This window comes from Caballeronia sp. GAWG2-1 (assembly GCF_023631405.1).
In the GTDB taxonomy this organism is placed as follows: domain Bacteria; phylum Pseudomonadota; class Gammaproteobacteria; order Burkholderiales; family Burkholderiaceae; genus Caballeronia.
In genome coordinates this window covers 168,162-184,601 of sequence record NZ_JALQDD010000002.1, presented here as the reverse complement: position 1 = coordinate 184,601, position 16,440 = coordinate 168,162, and the positions used below count along the sequence as shown (strand labels likewise).

At 62.0% G+C, this 16,440-nt stretch carries 19 protein-coding genes; 5 read left to right on the top strand and 14 right to left on the bottom strand.

Going from position 1 to position 16,440, the window contains the following annotated elements; all coding sequences use genetic code 11:
• Positions 1–66 precede the first annotated feature (66 nt).
• From NCR98_RS01270 to NCR98_RS01240, 7 genes are all read right to left on the bottom strand, one after another.
• On the bottom strand, positions 67–297 hold the full coding sequence (locus NCR98_RS01270; protein ID WP_244826881.1) for a DUF2970 domain-containing protein: 231 nt from the start codon (positions 295–297) through the stop codon (positions 67–69).
• 5 nt (positions 298–302) lie between these two features.
• Positions 303–872, bottom strand: a complete 570-nt coding sequence (locus NCR98_RS01265; RefSeq protein WP_244826880.1) for a cytochrome c oxidase assembly protein — start codon at positions 870–872, stop codon at positions 303–305.
• Between the two features lie 9 nt (positions 873–881).
• Positions 882–1,022 (bottom strand): cytochrome oxidase small assembly protein, encoded by a 141-nt coding sequence (locus tag NCR98_RS01260; protein WP_244826879.1) that lies wholly within the window; start codon positions 1,020–1,022, stop codon positions 882–884.
• Positions 1,023–1,088: 66 nt separating this feature from the next.
• On the bottom strand, positions 1,089–2,702 hold the full coding sequence (gene ctaD / locus NCR98_RS01255; protein ID WP_244826878.1) for a cytochrome c oxidase subunit I: 1,614 nt from the start codon (positions 2,700–2,702) through the stop codon (positions 1,089–1,091).
• Between the two features lie 100 nt (positions 2,703–2,802).
• Complete coding sequence (gene coxB / locus NCR98_RS01250; protein WP_244826877.1) at positions 2,803–4,401, bottom strand: cytochrome c oxidase subunit II; 1,599 nt, start codon at positions 4,399–4,401, stop codon at positions 2,803–2,805.
• 56 nt (positions 4,402–4,457) lie between these two features.
• Positions 4,458–4,934 carry a DUF2244 domain-containing protein gene (locus tag NCR98_RS01245; protein ID WP_244827953.1) on the bottom strand — a complete coding sequence of 159 codons (477 nt, stop codon included), beginning with the start codon at positions 4,932–4,934 and terminating at the stop codon, positions 4,458–4,460.
• A 233-nt stretch (positions 4,935–5,167) separates the two neighbouring features.
• Positions 5,168–6,151 carry a methyltransferase domain-containing protein gene (locus NCR98_RS01240; protein WP_250525326.1) on the bottom strand — a complete coding sequence of 328 codons (984 nt, stop codon included), beginning with the start codon at positions 6,149–6,151 and terminating at the stop codon, positions 5,168–5,170.
• Positions 6,152–6,309: 158 nt separating this feature from the next.
• On the opposite strand from NCR98_RS01240, the gene NCR98_RS01235 reads away from it, so the two are divergent.
• Positions 6,310–7,086, top strand: coding sequence for a ComF family protein (locus tag NCR98_RS01235; RefSeq protein WP_250525325.1), 777 nt, complete (start codon positions 6,310–6,312; stop codon positions 7,084–7,086).
• A gap of 20 nt (positions 7,087–7,106) precedes the next feature.
• Positions 7,107–7,577 (top strand): tRNA (uridine(34)/cytosine(34)/5-carboxymethylaminomethyluridine(34)-2'-O)-methyltransferase TrmL, encoded by a 471-nt coding sequence (gene trmL, locus NCR98_RS01230; RefSeq protein ID WP_244826875.1) that lies wholly within the window; start codon positions 7,107–7,109, stop codon positions 7,575–7,577.
• A 44-nt stretch (positions 7,578–7,621) separates the two neighbouring features.
• On the opposite strand, the gene NCR98_RS01225 is transcribed toward trmL, so the two are convergent.
• From NCR98_RS01225 to NCR98_RS01210, 4 genes are all read right to left on the bottom strand, one after another.
• On the bottom strand, positions 7,622–8,620 hold the full coding sequence (locus NCR98_RS01225; RefSeq protein ID WP_250525324.1) for an NAD(P)H-dependent glycerol-3-phosphate dehydrogenase: 999 nt from the start codon (positions 8,618–8,620) through the stop codon (positions 7,622–7,624).
• 51 nt (positions 8,621–8,671) lie between these two features.
• Positions 8,672–9,142, bottom strand: a complete 471-nt coding sequence (gene secB / locus NCR98_RS01220) for a protein-export chaperone SecB (RefSeq protein WP_250491717.1) — start codon at positions 9,140–9,142, stop codon at positions 8,672–8,674.
• A 94-nt stretch (positions 9,143–9,236) separates the two neighbouring features.
• Positions 9,237–9,497, bottom strand: coding sequence for a glutaredoxin 3 (gene grxC, locus NCR98_RS01215; protein WP_244826872.1), 261 nt, complete (start codon positions 9,495–9,497; stop codon positions 9,237–9,239).
• Positions 9,494–9,919 (bottom strand): rhodanese-like domain-containing protein, encoded by a 426-nt coding sequence (locus NCR98_RS01210; protein WP_244826871.1) that lies wholly within the window; start codon positions 9,917–9,919, stop codon positions 9,494–9,496. The genes grxC and NCR98_RS01210 overlap by 4 nt, the downstream gene beginning before the upstream one ends.
• Before the next feature lie 183 nt (positions 9,920–10,102).
• Here NCR98_RS01210 and gpmA point away from each other — a divergent pair, with 183 nt between their 5' ends.
• From gpmA to NCR98_RS01195, 3 genes are all read left to right on the top strand, one after another.
• A complete protein-coding gene (gene gpmA / locus NCR98_RS01205) occupies positions 10,103–10,849 on the top strand; it encodes a 2,3-diphosphoglycerate-dependent phosphoglycerate mutase (protein ID WP_244826870.1) in 747 nt (248 codons plus the stop codon).
• A gap of 222 nt (positions 10,850–11,071) precedes the next feature.
• Positions 11,072–12,652, top strand: coding sequence for a S41 family peptidase (locus NCR98_RS01200; RefSeq protein ID WP_244826869.1), 1,581 nt, complete (start codon positions 11,072–11,074; stop codon positions 12,650–12,652).
• A 148-nt stretch (positions 12,653–12,800) separates the two neighbouring features.
• On the top strand, positions 12,801–13,565 hold the full coding sequence (locus NCR98_RS01195; RefSeq protein WP_250525323.1) for a HesA/MoeB/ThiF family protein: 765 nt from the start codon (positions 12,801–12,803) through the stop codon (positions 13,563–13,565).
• Between the two features lie 3 nt (positions 13,566–13,568).
• Here NCR98_RS01195 and ptsP read toward each other — a convergent pair whose 3' ends face one another.
• From ptsP to NCR98_RS01180, 3 genes are all read right to left on the bottom strand, one after another.
• A complete protein-coding gene (gene ptsP, locus NCR98_RS01190; protein ID WP_244826867.1) occupies positions 13,569–15,329 on the bottom strand; it encodes a phosphoenolpyruvate--protein phosphotransferase in 1,761 nt (586 codons plus the stop codon).
• 211 nt (positions 15,330–15,540) lie between these two features.
• Positions 15,541–15,810: an HPr family phosphocarrier protein gene (locus NCR98_RS01185; RefSeq protein WP_244826866.1), complete on the bottom strand. Its 270-nt coding sequence runs from the start codon at positions 15,808–15,810 to the stop codon at positions 15,541–15,543.
• A gap of 35 nt (positions 15,811–15,845) precedes the next feature.
• Positions 15,846–16,334: a PTS sugar transporter subunit IIA gene (locus tag NCR98_RS01180; RefSeq protein WP_244826865.1), complete on the bottom strand. Its 489-nt coding sequence runs from the start codon at positions 16,332–16,334 to the stop codon at positions 15,846–15,848.
• Positions 16,335–16,440: the final 106 nt, after the last annotated feature.

Genomic DNA, 16,440 nt, shown 5'->3' with positions numbered 1-16,440 from the left:
ACTTCGATCCAGTTGCTTGAGTTTTCTTGTATCGCCGCGCGTTCGACCGCTCGCCCGACGTTTCGTCTATCCGACTACCGCGCGCACCACCAGCAGCAATACGACGATGAACACCACCGCGCCGATCACCCCCGCCGCGATCAGATGCAGCGGCTTCAACTGCGCGGCGTCGTTTTCCAGATCCGCCCGGCGGCGCACGCCGAAGAATGACCAGAACACCGCCTTCACGAGCTTCAGGAAACCGCCGCCATTGCGTCCGTCACGTCCATTGCGTCCATTTCGTGCTTCTGGGTTCATGATCATCACGTTCCCTTGGCCGCGGGTTTCGGTGTGTCGAGTTCGAAGAACGTGTACGACAGCGTGATCGTCTTGACGTCCTTCGGCAGCTTCGGGTCCACGACGAACACCACCGGCATGCGCTTCGTCTCGTTGGGCCCGAGCGTCTGCTGCGTGAAGCAGAAGCATTCGATTTTCTTGAAGTACTCGGTGGCCTGCTTCGGCGCATAGCTCGGAATGGCCTGCGCCTTCACCGTGCGGCCTTGCTCGTTGGTCACCTGGTACATCACCGTCATCACTTCGCCGGGGTGGATGTCGAGACTGTTCTGCTCCGGCTTGAACTGCAGCGGACCGCGAGCGTTCGCATCGAACTCGATGGAAATCGTGCGGCTCGCGTCGACCTGCGTGTTCTTCGCCTCGCGCGCGCTCGCATCGCGCTGCACGAGATTGTTGATGCCGGTGATCTGGCAGATTGCCTTATACATCGGCACCAGGGCGAAGCCGAAGCCGAACATCATCGCGGCAACGACGAAGAGCTTCACCAGCATCGACCGATTGAACGACCGGTCGACTTGAGAATCATCCTGAGTGGACACTTGGCTTTCCTACCCTCGCGACAACAGGTATTGCCTGACGACGATACCCAGAAAGAAGACGGCGGCAATCAACATCATGATCAAACCGAGCCGCTTGTTGCCCGCGCGGATTTCTTCGGGCGAACGTCTTTTTTGTGGATTCGGGGCCATGCTTCCTTTGATCTTTGTGACTGCAAGGCTTCGGAGCGAAGCCTTGCAGCCTTCGAAACCAGACTATTATTCGACCGTCGGCGGTTGCTCGAAGGTATGGAACGGCGCCGGGCTCGGCACGGTCCATTCCAGTCCTTCCGCGCCATCCCACGGCTTGTCGCCTGCCTTTTCCAGCTCACCACCGCCGCGATACGTCGGCAGCGCGACCGCGAACAGGAAGTACACCTGCGCGAGACCGAATCCGAACGCACCGATGGTCGCAACCTGGTTGAAGTCCGTGAACTGCGCCGGGTAATCCGCATAGCGACGCGGCATGCCGGCGAGACCCAGGAAGTGCATCGGGAAGAAAGTGATGTTGAAGAAGATCAGCGACGCCCAGAAGTGGATCTTGCCGCGCATCTCGTTATACATCCAGCCAGTCCACTTAGGCGCCCAGTAGTACCAGCCCGCGAACAGCGCGAAAAGCGAACCCGCCACCAGCACGTAGTGGAAGTGCGCCACCACGTAGTAAGTGCCGTGCATCTGGATGTCGAGCGGGGCCATGGAGAGGATCAGGCCCGTGAAGCCGCCCATCGTGAACACGAACAGGAAGCCGATTGCAAAGAGCATCGGCGTCTCGAACGTCAGCGCGCCGCGCCACATCGTCGCGACCCAGTTGAACACCTTCACGCCCGTCGGAACGGCGATCAGCATGGTCGCATACATGAAGAACAGCTGGCCCGTCACCGGCATGCCCGTGGCGAACATGTGGTGCGCCCAGACCATGAACGAGAGAATCGCGATCGACGACGTGGCGTACACCATCGAGCTATAGCCGAAAAGCGGCTTGCGCGAGAACGCCGGAATCACCTGCGAGACGATCCCGAACGCCGGCAAGATCATGATGTAGACCTCGGGGTGTCCGAAGAACCAGAAGATATGCTGGTACATGACCGGATCGCCGCCGCCTGCCGCATTGAAGAACGACGTGCCGAAGTGACGGTCGAACAGCACCATGGTGATGGCGCCTGCCAGAACCGGCATCACGGCGATCAGCAGGTACGCGGTAATGAGCCACGTCCATGCGAACATCGGCATCTTCATGAGCGTCATGCCGGGCGCGCGCATGTTCAGGATCGTCACGACGATGTTGATGCCGCCCATGATCGACGACGCACCCATGATGTGGACCGCGAAGATGGCGAAGTCCATGCCCGGGCCCATCTGCGTGGAAAGCGGCGCGTAAAGCGTCCAGCCCGCTGCGGTCGCGCCGCCCGGCACGAAGAACGAGCCGACCAGCAGAACCGCGGCGACCGGCAGGAGCCAGAAGCTGAAGTTGTTCATGCGCGCGAACGCCATGTCCGACGCGCCGATCTGCAGCGGCACCATCCAGTTCGCGAAGCCGACGAACGCCGGCATGATCGCGCCGAACACCATGATGAGGCCGTGCATGGTGGTCAACTGGTTGAAGAACTCGGGACGCATGATCTGCAGTCCCGGCTCGAACAGCTCGGCACGAATGCCAAGCGCCATCACGCCTCCGGAGAGGAACATGATGAAGGAGAACAACAGGTACAGCGTCCCGATGTCCTTGTGGTTGGTGGCGAAAAGCCACCGGCGCCAGCCATGCGGCAACTCGTGCGCATGGTCGTCGTGCGCGTGGTCGTGACCCGCGGCTACATCGTGTCCGATGCTAGACATGACAATCATCTCCTAAAGCAAATACTCGGGGCACTTGGCTATGAAGCGGACCTTTCCGTGGCTCGCAGTGTTGCGATGAGGGAAAGGTGCGCTCGTCAGGTCAAGCAGCCGGACTGATTTCTACGCGACGGGCTTCCTTCGCATCCGTGCCGCCCGTGACGGACTCGGGCTTTTTCAACACGATACGATCTTCCGATACACCTGCTGCCTTCAACGCGTCGCGCACGGCTTGCGCGCGTTGCTTGGCAAGTTCCGCGTTCAGGTCTGCGCCGCCGGAGGCATCCGTGAAGCCGGAAATAGCGAGCTTCGCTTCGGGATGCGCCTTGGCATAGGCCGCTGCGGCCTGAACCGCGTCGTTGGCTTCCGCGGGCAGCGTGCTCTTGCCCGTTTCGAAATAGATGCTCGCGGGCAGATTGGCGCTCGCCGTTGCCTCGGCACCGGACGCCGCCGCAGCCGGCGCCGCGCTTGCGGCTTCGGGCGTTGCCGCAGCCGCTGTCTTCTGACCGCCGCCTTCGGGCATCTTGCCATTGCGCGCGTCGGCAACTTGCTTCGGCTGCAGAATGTCGCCCGTATGGTTGCCCCAGGTATTGCGCTCGTAAGTGATGACCGATGCGATCTCGACATCGTTGAGCGTACTCTGCCACGGCGGCATGGCGCCCTTGCCGTGCAGCACGATGCTCACGTGGTCCGCGATCGGGCCGTTGGCAACCTTGCTGCCGTCGAGCGCCGGGAACGGACCGCCGCCCTTGCCGGTCGGCTGGTGGCAGACCGCGCAGTTCGACGCGTAGACTGCCGCGCCGCGCGTCTTCAGCTCGTCCATCGTGTAGGTCTTGTTGGGATCGTCGGCGGATGCGGCCAGTTTCTTCTTTTGCGTGTCGACCCACTTCGCGTAGTCGTCGGCGGAAAGCACTTCGACGACCACCGGCATGTACGCGTGTTCCTTGCCGCAGAGTTCGGTACAGAAGCCACGGAAAGTGCCGATTTTCTCGGCCTTGAACCAGGTGTCGCGCACGAAGCCGGGAATGGCGTCCTGCTTCACGCCGAAGGCCGGCACGTACCACGAGTGAACGACGTCGTTCGCTGTGGTGATGATGCGAATTTTCTTGTCGACCGGCACGACGAGCGGATTGTCCACTTCCTGCAGGTACAACTCGGAGATCGGCTTCTGGCCGTTCACTTCGCTACGCGGCGTGGTGAGCGTGGAGAGGAAGCTGATGCCCTCGCCCGGACCCTTCACGTAGTCGTAGCCCCATTTCCATTGGTAGCCGGTGACTTTGACGGTGAGGTCGGCGTTGCTGGTGTCCTTCATTGCGACGACGGCCTTGGTGGCCGGCAGCGCCATCAACACGACGATGACGAACGGCACGATCGTCCAGATGATTTCGACCGTGGTGCTTTCGTGGAAATTAGCGGGCTTGTGGCCTTTGGACTTGCGGTGCGCAATGAGCGAATAGAACATCACCCCGAACACGCCAAGAAAAATGACGAGACAGATGATGAGCATGAACGTATGGAGGCCGTAGAGCTCCTCGGCGATCTTCGTCACTGGCGGCTGAAAGTTCAGCTCGTTTACAGCTGGGCCGCCAGGACTGTCGTTGACCGCCAGGGCTACGCCGGCGTTCAGCAGTGCGCCTGCCGCCAGCACGCCCGAGAGGGCTCGCTTGATTGTTTTCATAGCATCCTTACCCAAAATTTCCATTCAAACCCTCGACCCCCGTGGGCATCGCGCCGAGCCGTCAGGCCACATCATGCCTCTTAAGCAGAGCGTCTCAGCGACGCTCGCAGCTCGGCAGCAAATTGTTTGCGACGATGCTGTGCAAGGTGTTGTCCGATTTTCACCGATTGACCGCGCGACACGATCGTGAGCGGCTCTCTCGGCGTCGCGCCCGTTTCGACCCGCACCCAGCGCGGATTGAATTCGAACTGCGTCAGTTCCTCGGCGTTCATCTGCTCGATCAACAAGCGGTTTTCAAACAACCGGATTCGTTCGTAGTCGACTGCGTGCCGCGCGTAGATGAGAAACGCGACGCCGACCACGGTCAGCTCGATCCCGGTGAACGGCAGCACCAGCCAGGCGCCGTTCAGAAACAAGAGCGTTGCGATGAGAAAGGAAAACAGCGCCAGCGACAGATAAAAGACCACGAACTGACGCGGCGAAGCGGAGCAGTTCCGTTTCATCAGCCAGTCTTTGATGACTGGCTCGTCGTCTGTCAGCGCGTGGCTTGCTTGCATCGCCGCCTCCTTTCCATCCGCATGCAATCACATACTTTTGCTCGGATTTCGCCCAAATTTGTCACAGCCCGGGCGACAAACTGACGCATTATAGGCGCGTCGGGTAGTATCCACAAGCAAGGGTCGTAACGTCTGAAACCCAAGCGCCACAAGCTTCTGCGCCCTTTTGACGCACCTTTTGGCGCTGCTTTTGCCCGCAAATTTCAGACATAACTGACGCCCTCTTTACCCCGTCACCGATTCCGTTTTGGGCCTCGTCCTATATCTTCCAGCCGAATGATTCCGTGACCTTCGGCGGTTGTGCGCGGCACCGCTTTCCATGCGTGACCGTAGATCACTTCGAACGTGAGCGGGATCGTTCCGTCGTCGCGACGCAAGGCTTCGAGCGCGCTGTGAACCGCGCTGCGTCTGGCTTTCACGTCGATTTGCGAGTCTGCGGCCGCGCTTCGTTCGAACGGATAAGCACCCCAGCGCGTGACATCGGCAAGCAAGGATTCCGGCGAACGGTAAGTGATGGTGAGCACCTCCTGATCCATCACGGGAATCTCGAAGCCGCTTTCCACCAGCATGTCGCCCAAGTCGTGCATGTCGACGAAATCGATCGTATGCGGCTGCGGCGGCAAGCCCAGCATGCGCTCGGCCTCGCGATACGCCGCGGCGAGTTCACGCAGCGTGTCTGGGCCGAAGGTGCTGAACATGAGAAGGCCGTTGACCTTCAGCACGCGTTGCCACTCAGGGAAAACGAGGTCGGGCCGCGAATGCCAGTGCAGCGCGAGGTTCGACCAGAGCATCTCGAACGCGCCCGATGCGAACGGCAGCTCGGAGAAATCCGCCTGCGCGAGTTGCGGTCCGCGCGCGCCGAAGGCCTTGGCGAGCGTGGCCGGCAGGAACCGCCGCCAGCCCGCGCCGGCTTCGGCTTCCGCCGATTCCGCATCGCGGGCGCGCGCGAGCATCGCGGAAGAAATATCGACACCCAGTACCGATGCCTCCGCAAAGCGCTCGCGCAGCGCGGGCAGATCCGCGCCCATGCCGCACGCCGCATCCAGCACGCGCGTCGGCGCGACCTTGATGTATTCGAGGCGCTCGCGCATCCGGCCGGCAATCTCGCGAGGCAGGAACGCGACTTCGTCGAAAGTCGCGGCGCGACGGTCGAAGATCGCGCGCAAACGGCGCGAATCATAGGCCGGTCGGCTAGTTTGAGGGGGCGTTTGGGACATGACGATCTATTCGCGAAGAGTGCGAAGTATACTCGGTCGTCTTGAAATCAGCCCGTGCTTAGGGCCGATACGGGGCATAACCGTTCCGATTGTTTCTCCGCACGTGCATGCGCTCGTCCGAGTTCGTTGCCTGTTGCCTACCATTCGTCCGCGCCGCCATGAATGTCTTCAGCCATTTCTTCCCGTCATCCGCACGCGTCGCGATAACCGCGCGCGGACTTGGGAAACGGCTGCTCGATGCCGCGCTGCCCAGCCAATGCGCGTTATGCGGCAATTTGTCGCAAGACGTAGTGTGCAGCGATTGTGACGGCCAGTACTGGAACGAGTCGCGCCTGAGGTGCTCGACCTGCGCGCTTCCGCTGGCGGCGTTTGCGCTGGACAGAGAACGCGAAGATACGCGGATGCACTGTGCGGCGTGCCTCGACAATCCGCCTGCGTTCAATGACACGATCGCGCTTGCCGACTATCGCGCGCCACTCGACACACTGGCCGTCGAGTTGAAGTTTCGCGCGCGGCTGGCGACAGGCGCGACATTCGCGCGGCATCTCGCTGCGTTGTTCGATGACAGCGATCTGCCTTTACCCGACGTGATCGTGCCGGTGCCGCTATCGCGCCAGCGCCTTGCCGCGCGCGGCTACAACCAGGCGTGGGCGATTGCGCATCCGCTCGCGCGTCGCATGCGCGTTCACGGTGACGCCGCGCTCGTCGTGCGCAGAATCGACACCGCGCAGCAATCCAAGCTCGATCTCGATACGCGCCGCCGCAACGTTGCATCCGCGTTCGAAGTAAAGGGCGACGTGCGCGGCAAGCATGTCGGCGTGGTCGATGACGTGATGACCTCCGGCGCCACGCTCGATGCCCTCGCGCGCACGTTGAAGCTGGCGGGCGCGCGGCGCGTCAGCAATTTCGTGGCGCTGCGCACCCCCAAAGATTAACCAATCCACCACTGCAATCCATGTTCAACGTCGTACTCGTCGAGCCCGAAATTCCGCCGAACACCGGCAATGTGATCCGCCTGTGCGCCAACACGGGCGCGCGTTTGCATCTGATCGAGCCGCTCGGCTTTCCGCTCGACGACGCCAAAATGCGCCGCGCTGGTCTCGATTATCACGAGTACGCGGAGATGAACGTGCACGCCAACTGGAGCGCCTTCCTCGCGAAGGAAACGCCCGACCCAGCGCGCATGTTTGCCTTTACCACGCGCGGCTCGACGCCCTTTTTCGATCACGCGTTCCAGCCCGGCGACTGGTTTGTGTTCGGCGCGGAAACACGCGGTCTTGCGGCCGACTTGCTGGATGGTTTTCCGACGCAACAACGCGTGCGCCTGCCCATGCGTCCGGGCAACCGCAGCCTGAATTTGTCGAACACGGTGGCAATCGTCACGTTCGAGGCGTGGCGTCAGGCAGGATTCGACGGCGGCGAGTGAGCGTCGTGAACCGCTTCGGTCCGCGTCGCGACGCAGACTAAAAGCTACTCGGCCTTCGCGTCCCGGCTGAGCAGCGCCTGCACCGCGTGGCGCGGCGTGACGTTATCGAAAAGTACGCGGCATACCGCCTGTGTGATCGGCATGTCGATGCCACGCGACTGCGCAAGCGAAAGAACCGCGCGCGCGCAGCGCACGCCCTCAGCTACATGCCCAAGCGCCGCGAGAATCTCGTCGAGCGTGCGGCCGCTCGCCAGTTGCACGCCGACCGTGCGGTTGCGCGAAAGGTCGCCGGTTGCGGTAAGAATCAGGTCGCCGAGGCCCGTGAGACCGGTGAAAGTCTCCGCGCGCCCGCCCAATGCGACGCCGAGCCGCGACATTTCCGCGAGACCGCGCGTGATGAGCGCCGCGCGCGCGTTGAGGCCGAGGCCGAGGCCATCGGAGATGCCGGTGGCGATGGCGAGCACGTTTTTCACCGCGCCGCCCACTTCGACGCCTACGATATCGTCGCCGGTATAGATGCGCATGGCGCCATGATGGAACGCGGTCACGGTGCGCGTGCCCAAGGTCGCCGATGCGCTCGCAACTGTCAGCGCAACTGGCAAACCACGTCCGACTTCGCGCGCGAAACTCGGACCCGACAGCGTGCCGTTACTGACATGGTCAGGCAATTCGGCCGCGACGACCTCGTTCGGAAGGCACTGCATATCCGCTTCGAAGCCCTTGCATAGCCAGAGAATATGCGCGGGAACGATTCCCGCCTGGCGCATCGAGCGGCACATGGCGCGCAGGCCCGCGACGGGCGTCGCGACGACGCACAACGCGTCGTCAGCGGCGGCGTGCGCGAGGGCCGCGTTGAAATCGGCGGAATACGCCAGCGCTTCTGGCAGGCCTACGCCCGCGAGATATCGCGCGTTTTCATGCGTTTGGGTAAGCGATTCGATGAGCGCGCCATCGCGCGCCCAGAGCAACGTGTCGTGCCGTGCCGCGAGGTGGCCCGCTAATGCGGTGCCCCACGCGCCGGCGCCGAGGACGGCTACTTTCATGCTCGGCTCCGGTTAGGCAGAGTGAGACCAGACTGGTTGATACGTTAAGCGTCAGTGCGTCGCGCCGTTCGCCGTGCCTTCCTGCGAGCCCGCAAGTTGCGACAGGCGCTGCTCGTACAAGGCCTGGAAGTTGATTTCGGCGAGGTGGATCGGCGGGAAACCGGCGCGGGTGATCGCATCGGCGATATTCGAGCGCAGGTACGGGAACAGGATGGTCGGGCACGCAATGCCGACGAGCGGGTCGATCTGTTCAGCCGGAATATTGCGAATGTCGAAGATACCTGCCTGCTTTGCTTCGATCAGGAATGCCACCTTGTCCGTGACTTTGGCCGTAACCGTGCCTGTTACCAGCACTTCGAAGACACTTTCAGCCAGACGGTCGGCCTTGACATCGACTTCGACCTCAACCGCAGGCATGTCCTGTTCGAGGAAGATGGCGGGCGAGTTCGGCTGCTCGAGCGACATATCCTTCAGATAAATGCGCTGGATGTTGAAAAACGGTTGGTTATTCTCGTCGGACATAATGGTTTCCTAGATGATTCGAAGTTCGGCGCGCCTGTCTCTCGGCGTGCGCGCCTTCGCCGCCGGCGCAATGCGCGAGCGGCGCGCGGTGGTGTCAGGCCGACTCGAGAAGCGGCACGAGACCGCCCTTGCGGTCCAGCGCCGAAAGATCGTCATATCCGCCGACGTGCGTGTCGCCGATATAAACCTGCGGCACGGTCCGGCGGCCGGTGCGCGTCATCATTTCCTCGCGACGGCCCGGCTCACGGTCGATCAGCACCTTCTCGATATTTTCGACCCCGCGGGACTTTAAAAGACGTTCGGCCATCTGGCAATACGGGCACACTTGGGTGCTGTACATGAGGACTTTGTTCACTTGACTGCTCCTTGTTTCACGACCGGCATTCCGGCCTTTTGCCAGGCATCCACACCGCCTTGCAAAACATGGACCTCAGCGTAGCCAGCCTCCGAAACGGCGCGGCTGGCACGCTGCGATTGTTGACCGGTCTGGCACACGAGCACGACCGGATTGCCTTTATTTTTGGCGATCTGGCCAATTTTTGCTTGGAGCTCCGTCTGCTCGATATTGCGGGCCGACGGCAAATGGCCCTGCGCGAACTCGGACGCGGGCCGCAAATCGACAACCACGGCGTTGCGCCGGTTGATGAGCGTAACGGCTTCAGCGGCCGAAATGCCGCCACGGCCGCGCCGCATGAGGACAGGCCAAAGCAGCAGCGCGCCGGAGATGAGCGCAATCGCGATGAGTGCGAGATTCGTGTAATCAGTGAAAAACTTCACGTCGAGGGCCGCCGAAAGGTAGTAATGAAGGAAGAAAGGGAAATGAGGGCAATCCGAACATTATAAAATAACCGTCTACCGCGATGGCCTTGTCCATCCGGCCGATGGCGGCACCCCGCGCGCGTGGGCAGGATATCGGGGGTGCGATCGGCGCACCGCTTCCTAACTGACCGACCTACAAACATGTACAAGCTAGTGCTCATCCGCCACGGCGAATCGACGTGGAACAAGGAAAACCGCTTCACCGGCTGGGTGGATGTCGACCTGACCGAGCAGGGCAATCGCGAGGCACGCCAGGCAGGCGTGCTGCTGAAGGAAGCGGGCTATACCTTCGACATCGCTTATACCTCCGTGCTCAAGCGCGCCATCCGCACGCTCTGGCACGTGCAGGACGAAATGGACCAGATGTACATTCCGGTCGTTCATTCGTGGCGTCTGAACGAGCGTCACTATGGCGCGCTTGCCGGGCTGAACAAGGCCGAGACCGCGAAGAAGTACGGCGACGACCAGGTGCTCGTCTGGCGCCGCAGCTACGACACGCCGCCGCCCGCGCTGAATCCGGACGACGAACGCGCTTCCTTCAACGACCCGCGCTATGCCCGCGTGCCGCGTGAACAACTGCCGCTTACCGAGTGCCTGAAAGACACGGTCGCGCGCGTGCTGCCCATGTGGAACGAGTCAATCGCGCCGGCCATCAAGTCGGGCAAACAGGTCGTGATCTCGGCGCATGGCAATTCCATCCGTGCGCTCGTGAAGTATCTGGACAATATTTCGGACGACGACATCGTCGGACTGAACATCCCGAACGGCGTCCCGCTCGTATATGAACTGGACGAGAACCTGAAGCCCATCCAGCATTACTACCTGGGCGATCCGGACGCCATCGCGGCGGCGCAGGCGGCTGTCGCCAAGCAGGGCAAGGCGGGATAAGCACGACAAGCGCTTTGCATGCGCGGACCACGGCGGTCCGCGCGCCGATGTCCGCTCGCTGACAGTCTTCCGTCGCGCCCGACACATTCGTCGCAGGGCCCGCTGTTTCAAGCGCTGCGTGCCCGGGCATTTAAGTTGCGTTTAAGTCGTCATTGAAGGTGAGCGGGTATACTGGCCCGTCACCCACGATGCAGCCCATTCGTTTTCCAAACGCACTCCTCTATGCGAAAGAACCTGAAAAACTTCGGTCTCATAGCCGCGGGCGTTGCTGCCGGCGCACTTGCAACTCTGCAGATTTCCGCGTCCGCCCAGCAAGCGGCCTCATCGCCGCTGCCGCTCGATCAATTGCGGCTCTTCGCCGAAGTCTTCGGGCAGATCAAGCACGAATACGTCGAACCCGTCGATGACAAGAAGCTCCTCACCGCCGCCATCAAGGGCATGGTGTCGAGCCTCGATCCGCACTCGTCGTATCTCGACAAGACCGATTACGAAGAGCTTCAGGAACAGACCAAGGGCCGTTTCGCGGGCCTCGGCATCGAGATTTCCTCGGAAGACGGTCTCATCAAGGTCATCTCGCCTATCGAAGACACGCCTGCGTTCCGTGCCGGCATTCGTCCGGGCGACCTCATCACGCGCATCAACGACAAGCCGGTGCGCGGCATGACGCTCGACAAGGCCGTCAAGCAAATGCGCGGCGAACCGGGCACCAAGGTCACGCTCACCATCTTCCGCAAGAGCGACGACCGCACGTTCCCGCTCACCGTCACGCGTGCGCTCATCCGCGTGCAGTCGGTCAAGATGAAGGTGCCTGAGCCGGGCTATGGCTATATCCGCATCACGAGCTTCCAGGAACGCACGGTGCCGGACCTCGCGGCCAAGCTGCAGGATCTCGCGCGTCAACAACCGAACCTGAAGGGCCTCGTGCTCGACCTGCGCAATAACGGCGGCGGTCTGTTGCAGAGCGCGGTCGGCGTGGCGGGCGCATTCCTGCCGGACAACTCGGTGGTCGTGTCGACCAACGGCCAGATCGCGGACGCGAAGCAGACTTTCCGCGACACCTACGACAACTATCGTTTGCCCTCCTTCGATTCCGATCCGCTGAAGAGCGTGCCGGACATCTTCAAGAAGGTGCCGATGGTCGTGCTGACCAACGCCTACTCGGCGTCGGCATCGGAAATCGTGGCGGGCGCGTTGCAGGATCATCACCGCGCGCTGATCGTCGGTAAGACGACCTTCGGCAAGGGCTCGGTGCAGACGGTTCGCCCGATGACCGCGGACACCGCGCTGCGTCTGACAACGGCGTACTACTACACGCCGAGCGGCAAGTCGATCCAGAACCAGGGCGTGCGCCCCGATGTGCCGGTGGATCAATACGCGGATGGCGACCCCGACGACGCGCTCGTCACGCGCGAAGTCGATTATTCGAATCACCTCGCCAACACGCAAGACCCGAACGAGAAGAAGGAATCCGAACAGCGCGAGCAGGACCGCCTGGAACAACTGCGCATTCTCGAAGAGCAGAACGACAAGAAAACGCCGGAGCAGCGTCGCAAGGATCGCGAACGCAAGCCGGTGGAGTTCGGCAGTTCGGACGACTTCATGCTTGCGCAGGCGTTGAACAAGCTGGAGGGCAAGACGGTCGTCGAATCGAAGTCGTACAGCGAACGCAAGCTCGCACAGAACAAGCCGGGACGTTCGGCTTCGGCGCCGGTGGTTGCGGCGCCCGCGCTGCCGGCCACGCCGGGTTCGGCGCCGGCATCGGGCGCGGAACCGGCTTCGTCGCCCACGGCTCAGTCGAAGTAAGAGGCAGGGCAACATCAGCAGTAAGGCTTCGCGGTCACGCGCCGCGAAGCCTTTCCTTCCGCGCGCGCTTAGAATATCCGCCTCAAGCGCGCCACTTCCATGGCGTTTCCTTCGCAGCACAGACAGCGCGTTGCCACGCGCCCGCTCGATGAACGACGACCAACTTCTCCGCTATTCCCGCCATATTCTCGTCGATGAAATCGGCATCGAAGCGCAGCAGCGCTTTCTCGATGCTCACGCGATCATCGTCGGCGCGGGCGGCCTAGGCGCGCCTGCCGCGATGTATCTCACGGCAGCGGGAATCGGCAAGCTGACCCTCGTCGATGCCGATACCGTCGACCTCACGAATCTGCAACGGCAGATCGTGCACGCAACGCGTTCGGTCGGAGAGGCCAAAGTGGAATCCGCGCGCGCGACGCTCAACGCGCTGAATCCGGATGTCGAGATCGAAGCGGTCAACGCGCGTGCCGACGCGGCCTGGCTCGATGCCAACGTGCCGGGCGCGTCGGTCGTGCTGGATTGCAGCGACAACTTCGCCACGCGTCACGCAATCAACGCCGCGTCCGTCGCGCATGGCGTCCCGCTCGTGTCGGGCGCGGCCTTGCGTTTCGACGGGCAGATCAGCACATTCGATTTCCGCTCGGAGCAATCGCCGTGTTATGCATGCGTGTTTCCGCCGGATCAGGCGTTCGAGGAAGTCGCGTGTTCGACGATGGGCGTGTTCTCGCCGACCGTGGGCATCATTGGCGCAATGCAAGCGGCGGAGGCGCTACGCGTGATCGGCGGCTTCGGCGAAACGCTCGCCGGCCGGCTGATGATGCTGGATTCACTGCGCATGGAGTGGAACACGATGAAGATCGCGCGCCAGGCCGATTGCGTGGTCTGCGGCGAGCGGCATGCGCGTGCTTCGTAAGCCTCAAATCTTCTGAAGCCGCGCCAACGCTGCTTGCAATTCATCCGGCTCGTAAGCCGCGAGCACGTCCGCTACGGGCTTATCGAATGCCTTGAGATTCGAGCGCAAGATTTCCTGCTTCACGACAAGCAACTGGCTCGGATGCATCGAAAACTCGGTCAGACCGAGCCCGAGCAACAAGCGCGTGACCGTCGGGTCGCCCGCCATCTCACCGCACACCGAAACCGGCACGCCGGCGCGCTTCGCTTCGCGCAGCGTGAACGCGATCAAATTCAGCACGGCCGGATGCAGCGGATCGTACAGATGCGCGACCGCGTTATCCGCGCGGTCGATGGCGAGCGTGTATTGAATCAGATCGTTGGTGCCGATCGACAGAAAATCCAGCCGGCTCAGGAAGAGCCGCACGGCGATGGCGGCGGCGGGAATCTCGATCATCGCGCCGACCTGAATCTGGCGGTCGTAGGCGATGCCCGCGTCGTCGAGTTGACGCTTCGCCTCGCGGATCAGATCGAGCGTCTGATCGATCTCCTGCGCGTGCGCGAGCATTGGAATCAGAATCTTGGTCGGACCGAACGCGGATGCGCGCAAGATGGCGCGCAGTTGCGTCATGAACATTTGCGGCTCGGACAGACTCCAGCGAATGGCGCGCAGCCCGAGCGCCGGGTTCGGCGCGACTTCGTAGCCGTCGCCGGCGCTCATCGAATCGAGTGGCTTGTCCGCGCCGACATCGATCGTGCGAATGGTCACCGGCTTGCCGTTCATCAGTTCGATCGCGCGCTTGTAGGCCTCGAACTGCTCCTCTTCCTCCGGCAACTGGTTCTTATGATTCATGAAGAGAAACTCGGTGCGAAAGAGGCCGACGCCCATCGCGCCCGCTTCCACCGCGACCTTCGCATCCTCGGGCAGTTCGATGTTCGCGCACAGCTCGATCTTCGTGCCGCATAAGGTTTGCGTCGGCGAAAACTTGAGGCGCTGCAGCTTGCGCTGCTCCAGCACCTTTTCGCTTTGCCGGTACGAATACTCTTCGAGCACGATCGGCGCGGGATCGACGATGACAATGCCGTGATCGCCGTCCACGATGATGAGATCGTTCTGACGAATCAGCACGCTCGCCTGCTGCACGCCGACCGACGCGGGAATGCCGAGACTACGCGCGACGATCGCCGTATGCGACGTGCGGCCGCCGAGATCGGTGACGAAACCTTTGAATGCTTGCGTCTTGAACTGCAGCATGTCGGCCGGCGCGATGTCGTGCGCGACGACGATCATCTCGTTGTGACCGTTGCTCGCAACCGTATGCGCCACCATCGATGCAGTGGTCGGCGCGCCTGCAAGCGCCTTGAGCAGCCGTTCCACCACTTGCTCGATATCCGCCTTCCGTTCGCGCAGATACTCGTCTTCGATTTCGTCGAAATAGCGGCTCAGGATTTCGAGTTGTTCGGTGAGCGCCCATTCGACGTTGTAGCGCCGCGTGCGAATCAGATCGATGACTTCCTGCACGAGCATGGCGTCGTTCAGGATCATCATGTGAACGTTGATGAACGCTGTCATTTCGCCAGGCGCGTCCGCGGCCAGGTCGTTGCGAAGCGTTTCGAGTTCGGCGAGCACGCCCGCTTGCGCGGCATAAAACCGCGCGATTTCAGCGTCGATCTGGTCGGGATCGATAAGATAGTGAGCGACATCGAGCGCCGCAGGCGCGATCAGATACGCTCGCCCAATGGCGATGCCTCGTGAGACGGGAATTCCATGCAGCGTGAACGACACGCGCACCTCCTCTGTAGTTTCTGCGCGGTCTCTAGGGGCCTGCGGCAGGCGCTTAGGACCGCGCTAGCATTATAAGTTCGAATGAGGCCGCGGTCGCCGAACGGCCGTCGCAGCGAGGCGCGGCCGTTTGTCCTGCAAAGAACGCGGACGCAAAAAAGCCGCGCTCGAAGCGCGGCTTTTCGTTGGCTACTTCCGATGCGGGATGAAGCGCTTACTGCCCTTCCCCGAACTTGTCGGCGATAAGCGCGAGGATCGCTTTCATCGCATCGGCTTCGTCGGCGCCTTCGGTTTCGATGGTCACCGTGCTGCCGATACCTGCTGCCAGCATCATCACGCCCATGATGCTCTTGGCGTTGATCCGGCGACCGTTACGGCTCATCCAGATTTCCGACTGATAGCTACCGGCCAGTTGCGTGAGCTTCGCCGATGCCCGCGCGTGGAGTCCCAGCTTGTTTACGATCGTTGTTTCCTGTTGCAGCATGATGCTCCGGGCGCTAGTGGATGAATTGAGCGGCGTCAGTGACTCGCGGCCTTCGCGGCGACGAGATCGGCACTCGCGGAGCACGCCGGATCTTGCGAACCGGCAGCCTTCGTCGCGAGCGCGCAAGGATTCAGCGGCGTGGAGGAATCCAGTTCCTGGATGCCTTTCGAGCCGCCTTGCAGAATTTTTTCGGTAAGCGTGTCGATGGGAGTCGCGCGATAACACACGGCGCGCACGAGCATCGGCAAATTGACGCCTGCGAGCACGCGCACGTCCGTTTCCGCGAGACTCGCCGCGATGTTCGCGGGCGTCGCGCCGAAGACGTCGGTGAGCACGATGGCGCCATTGTCTTCTCGCAGACGGTCGAGTTCCGAGCGCGCGAACGCGCGGACTTCGACGGGATCGCAGTCGGGCGTTACGTCGACAACGCCGATGCGTGCGGGCAAGCCGCCGTAAATGTGCGCGACACACTCGCGTAGCGCGGTAGCGAACGGAGCATGCGCGATGATCAGAATGCCAGCCATGTCAGGATTGCTGCCTCTGTAACGACGCCAGGGTTGCCGGCGTCTAGAGATCGCTCGAAAACGCGCGAGCGGCGCGGGATCGATGCCTATATGGTCGCACGCGGGC